Genomic DNA, 4,063 nt, shown 5'->3' with positions numbered 1-4,063 from the left:
GTGTGCTGTACCTCATCGCTTCCGGGCAATCTGGTTTTGATGTGGCAGGCGGCTTCGCATCCAATGGTTATGGCGAGCACTCTCCGGGCGGATACACCATGCAAGCGGCGTTGATTACCGAGGTCGTCATGACGATGATGTTCGTTCTGATTATTTTGGGTGCGACCGATCAACGCGCGCCAGCCGGCTTTGCACCGATCGCCATTGGATTGGGTTTGACTCTGATACACCTGATTAGCATCCCCGTGACGAACACCTCGGTCAATCCGGCTCGAAGCACAGGTGTGGCACTTTATGTTGGCGATTGGGCCACCGCACAGCTTTGGCTTTTTTGGGTAGCACCAATTATTGGTGGTGCCATTGGCGCGGCTATTTATCGATTTATCGGAACGCCTGAAGACTAAATATGCCACCCCTAATGAGCTCATAGAGAAGGCGTTGGCGGTTCTGGGCGTTTCCGAGTCATGGTGCGTGCGCATGAAGAAAGATCACTACATTTATTAAAGCGATCAACTTTTGTTCCGAAATGACAAACTCATAAAACCTAGCCCTGCCCAGATTGGCTTTACGGCTCTAGTTGCCGTGATTGGAGGTTTGAGTGCGCACGCCTCACCGGTGGTTGGCTATGCGCTTGCTGTCGGTCTGGTCATTCCCTTTACTATCTCGGTGCTCATAGAAGACGGTATTGCAGGAATTTGGGCGCTGTTAACGCGCTAGCCTTTAACGACTACGCTTTACTCTATTTGCCTCTCAACTACTTACCTTTGAGTACAGACAGAATCATCTCCGCAGCATATAGCGACATCTCTTCGACAGCCTCTAGGCTGACAAATACGCCATCGGTCTTCAGTTTGCACAAACCATGAAGTGTCGCCCAGGTGATTTGCGACATGCGGGTTTCGTCAAAGTAAGGCGGCATGTCGCCATGTTCTTTGAACTGTCGAATAATGTTGGTGTAGCGGCGAAAGGTCGCATGGCCTTTTTCCGTAAGTTCCGCCGAAGGCTCGTTGCGCCAGGTCACCGCGCCAAACATGAGCTCATACTTCTCGGGGTTCTCAGCCGCGTAACGCACATAGGCAATCACATAGTCCTTTAAGCGTTCTTGGATGGATGTGGCGTCATTGATGCCCGCTTGATCAAGCAAGTTGTTCAGATCATCAAAAGAACGCTCAGCAACCGCACACAGCAAAGCATGCTTAGACGAGAAGTGATGATAAGGCGCTTGTCGAGAGACGTCCGAACGCTCTGCGAGTTCGCGCAATGTTAGGCCTGCGATACCGCGCTCACTCATGAGCTGCTCAGCATTTTCTAGCAAAGTGTTGCGTAGATCTTGATGGTGATATTTTTTATTACTTTTGCTCATGGTCTTTTTCATAGCTCGGAAGATAACAAAGCAATCTTGACACTGTCAAAATAACTGTTATCTTGACGCCGTCAAGTTATTTAGTAAGCCATTTATTTTTTTATGAGGTTAGGCCGTATGAGCAATCAACCATATCCACACACGATGGAACCTTTAGATCTCGGATTCACCACTTTGAAAAACCGCGTCATCATGGGCTCAATGCACACGGGCCTCGAAGACCGTTTCTGGCAAATGGATAAACTCGCCGCGTACTTTGCAGAACGTGCAAAAGGTGGCGCAGCTTTGGTGATTACTGGCGGCTACAACCCAAACAAGCGCGGTTGGTTTTACCCAACTGCGGGTTTGTTCAACAGCTACCTAGACATTCCTAACCACCGTAAAGTGACCAGCGCGGTGCATAAAGAAGGTGGCAAAATCGCTTTGCAAATTCTGCACGCAGGCCGCTACAGCTACCACCCATTTTCGCATTCCGCTTCCGCCAAAAAAGCGCCGATCAATCCGTTTAAGCCGAAAGCCATGTCGGACAAGCAAATTCGCTCAACGATCAAAGACTTTGCTAAAACCGCACGCTTAGCAAAGCTAGCCAACTATGACGGCGTTGAGGTGATGGGAAGCGAAGGCTACTTGATCAACCAATTTATGGCGCCGCATGTAAATCAGCGGAAAGACCATTGGGGCGGCAGCATTGAAAACCGCATGCGCTTCCCTGTTGAGATAGTCAAAGAAATGCGCAAAGCCGTTGGTGACAAGTTTATTATCTTGTTCCGTATGTCGATGATGGAGCTTGTAGAAGGCGGCATGACGGCGGATGAAATCGTCCAGACCGCAAAAGCACTGGAAGCAGCTGGCGTAACCATTATGAATACGGGCATTGGCTGGCACGAAGCACGTGTTCCGACCATTGTGACCTCTGTGCCGCGAGCGGCCTTCCGTGAAGCAACCGCACGTGTGAAGAAAGAGCTGTCAATTCCGGTATGTGCCTCTAACCGCATTAACACGCCAGACGTGGCCGAAGACATTATTGCCACGGGTGATGCAGACTTGGTTTCAATGGCGCGTCCGTTTTTGGCGGATCCGCACTTTGTGAACAAAGCGGCGGAAGGTCGAGCGGATGAGATCAACATTTGTATCGCATGCAACCAAGCCTGTCTTGATCATACCTTTGAGATGAAGCGCGCCTCTTGTTTGGTGAACCCACAAGCCTGCCATGAGACGGAGCTCGTTTATATTCCTGTGACCAACAAGAAGAAGGTTGCGGTAATTGGTTCCGGCCCGGCGGGGCTTTCCGCATCTACTGTGGCGGCCGAGCGAGGCCATGACGTCACGCTATACGATATGGCGAGCGAAATTGGCGGCCAGTTCAACTACGCCAAGCAGATTCCGGGTAAAGAAGAATTCTATGAGATGATCAAATACTACGGTCGTCGTGTTGAGGTTTCAGGCGTTAAACTGAAGCTAAATACCAAGGTTGATGCAGAGTATCTAGAAAAAGCAGGTTATGACGAAGTCATCGTCGCGACGGGTATCAACCCACGTAAACCACCTATCGAAGGCATCGAGCACAAGAAAGTATTGTCCTACCTTGATGTACTTACCGGTGCAGAAGTGGGTGACAAAGTCGCGGTGATCGGTGCCGGTGGTATCGGTTTTGATGTTGCTGAATTCCTTGTTCATCCGGGTGCCAAGGCAGACAGCACGCCACGCCCACAAACGGTAGAAGAGTGGAGCGAAGAATGGGGTGTTGATTTCAACAGCACTAACCCAGGCCAGCTAGTCGAGAAAAAACCACATGCACCAGCGCGTGAAGTCTACTTACTTCAGCGCAAGAAGAGCCCGCTAGGCGCAGGATTAAACAAGACTTCGGGCTGGGTACACCGTGCGGTGTTAAAAATGAAAGACGTCGAAATGCTCGGCGGAGTAAGCTACGACAAGATTGACGATGCAGGCTTACACATCACTGTGGATGGCGAACAGCGCGTGCTCGATGTCGATCATATCGTTATCTGTGCAGGGCAAGAGTCGCGCAAAGAGCTTTACACTGAGGATTCACCAACGACGAACTTCCACCTCATTGGTGGTGCTGAGTTTGCCGGTGAATTGGATGCCAAGCGCGCGATTAAACAAGGCGCAGAACTCGCAGCAGAGCTGTAGTTAGAGCTGCAGTTAGAACTGTAGTTAGAACTGTAGTTGCTAGCGCGGAGTGAGAGTGAGAGTGATAGAGAGTGAGGGCTGAAACCTCACTCTCACTGTCTTTCAGATCAAAAGATAAAAACGTACGACAACCAGCGTTAACAAAAGGTCAAAGCCATGGATTTTAAACATATCATTTACAAGGTCGAAGACGGCATCGCGCACGTTATTCTCAACCGACCAGAAAAGTTCAATGCGTTTAATTTCGACCTGATGTGCGACATTGTGAATGTACAAAAGATCATCAAAAAAGACCGAGACATTCGCGTTGTTATTATCTCTGGCAAGGGTGAGCACTTTAGCTCTGGTATCGACATTAAAAGCATCATGGGCCAGCCCATTCAGTTTGCAAAAATCGGCTGGAAGCTAAACCCCTTTGGTACCAACATGGCGCAACGTTTTTGCATTGGCTGGCATCGCCTGCCAGTGCCAGTGATCTGCGTGATGCATGGCATTAGCTACGGTATGGCGATGACTTTAGCCTTAGGTGCCGACATGCGCTATGCG

At 49.9% G+C, this 4,063-nt stretch carries 5 protein-coding genes; 4 read left to right on the top strand and 1 reads right to left on the bottom strand.

Annotation, left to right across the window (positions count from 1 at the left end):
* Both A3751_RS03655 and A3751_RS03650 read left to right on the top strand, forming a co-directional pair.
* The coding region (locus tag A3751_RS03655; RefSeq protein WP_082863034.1) for an aquaporin at positions 1-404 on the top strand (404 nt) is incomplete at its 5' end.
* A 112-nt stretch (positions 405-516) separates the two neighbouring features.
* Complete coding sequence (locus tag A3751_RS03650; RefSeq protein WP_068452219.1) at positions 517-717, top strand: hypothetical protein; 201 nt, start codon at positions 517-519, stop codon at positions 715-717.
* 37 nt (positions 718-754) lie between these two features.
* On the opposite strand, the gene A3751_RS03645 is transcribed toward A3751_RS03650, so the two are convergent.
* Complete coding sequence (locus A3751_RS03645; RefSeq protein WP_197466160.1) at positions 755-1,363, bottom strand: TetR/AcrR family transcriptional regulator; 609 nt, start codon at positions 1,361-1,363, stop codon at positions 755-757.
* Positions 1,364-1,480: 117 nt separating this feature from the next.
* Between A3751_RS03645 and A3751_RS03640 the strand changes: the two genes are divergently transcribed.
* Positions 1,481-3,517 carry an NADPH-dependent 2,4-dienoyl-CoA reductase gene (locus A3751_RS03640; protein WP_068452213.1) on the top strand — a complete coding sequence of 679 codons (2,037 nt, stop codon included), beginning with the start codon at positions 1,481-1,483 and terminating at the stop codon, positions 3,515-3,517.
* A gap of 156 nt (positions 3,518-3,673) precedes the next feature.
* On the top strand, positions 3,674-4,063 hold a 390-nt coding region (locus A3751_RS03635), incomplete at its 3' end, for an enoyl-CoA hydratase-related protein (protein WP_197466159.1).

Source organism: Oleiphilus sp. HI0080, assembly GCF_001635135.1.
This window is presented reverse-complemented; position numbering and strand designations above follow the sequence as displayed.